This is a genomic window from Rhizobium sp. BR 315, from assembly GCF_050577975.1.
Classification (GTDB): domain Bacteria; phylum Pseudomonadota; class Alphaproteobacteria; order Rhizobiales; family Rhizobiaceae; genus Rhizobium; species Rhizobium miluonense.
Genome location: NZ_JARWKZ010000133.1, coordinates 1 through 1,227 on the forward strand (window position 1 = coordinate 1; position 1,227 = coordinate 1,227).

Here is a 1,227-nt window from a genome sequence, read left to right on the forward strand (position 1 = left end):
CGTCAGGCTGCCTTTGTGGGGGGAATGGGAACTGTTGTCGCAATCGCCCAGACGAAAGCAGCGAGCTCGCGCGCGATGGCGACAGTGACGATGTTGGTGGGGCGGCCGCTGGCCTGCATGCGCCGGTATCGCTGGCATAGTCGCACTTGCGCCTTCCAGGCGGTCGCCCTGATCGCTTCAGGCAGCCCCTCGGTTCGCTTCAAGATTTCCTGGCCGACACGCGCAGGCAATCTGTAGGTCCATGCGCCTTCGACCAGCATGCGCCGCGCTCGCGTGTTTCCCGCCTTCGTGATCGAGCCGCGCGACACGCTGGCGCCTGTGGAATGTTCCTTGGGGACCAATCCCAGCCAGGCCATGAACTGGCGTGGGTTGCTGAAGCGTCTGAAGTCACCGATCTCCGATACCAGTGTCACCGCCGAGATCTGTGCGACACCGCGCAGGGCCTGGATCGCTTCGACGACAGGGTTAAGCGACCAATCCGGCAAGAGCGCCAGCATCTGCCGGGTCAGCCGTTCACGCCGTTCCTCGATTTGCTCGATGGCACGAATATACTCTTCCATAGCGATCTGCTGCGCACGGTGATCAAAGCGCTGTGTCGCCAGCCAGTTTCGATGCGCTCTTGTCCAATGAGAGCGGCCTTCGAAGACCCGGCCGTGCCGGAGCAAAAACGACAAGAGATGCTGGCGTGCCCGTCGTAAATCCGAGACTGCCGCTTCCCGTGCCCGGCAAAGATCGCGCATGGCCTCATGTGTCTCGTCGGGAACCCAGATGGATGACAGTTCACCTGCGCGCAACAACGCGGCAAGCGCGACAGCATCACGCCGATCCGTCTTGATCTGAAGCCCCGGACGGGTCGGAACGAGCGATGSCGCAACGACAAGGCAGTCATAACCCAGTGCTGAAAGCTGACGATACAATCCGTAGCCTGTCGGGCCGGCCTCATAGCAAAAGCACAGGCGTCCGTGACGTCCGGCAAGCTTGTCGACAAATTTGCGCACTGCATCGGCACGGTTGGCGATTTCGCCGTAATAGCGAACCTCGCCTTTGCGGCCTGCTTCCGCCAGACCGATCGCGATTTTTTCCTTACTCACATCCAAACCAACGTAAAGTGCGATATCATCGACCACGGCTCGTCTCCTATGTTTGAGGCTCTGGCTCTGCAGCTAACCCTCGTTCTGAACATAATGCGAGACGAGCCACCCTGCCGGCCAAGGACATGGGGTCTCA

Annotated in this window: 1 protein-coding gene; it reads right to left on the bottom strand. The window is 60.5% G+C overall.

Annotation, left to right across the window (positions count from 1 at the left end):
- Positions 1–2: 2 nt before the first annotated feature.
- Positions 3–1,127, bottom strand: a complete 1,125-nt coding sequence (locus QD409_RS35350; protein WP_430765026.1) for an IS110 family transposase — start codon at positions 1,125–1,127, stop codon at positions 3–5.
- Between the last annotated feature and the right edge of the window lie 100 nt (positions 1,128–1,227).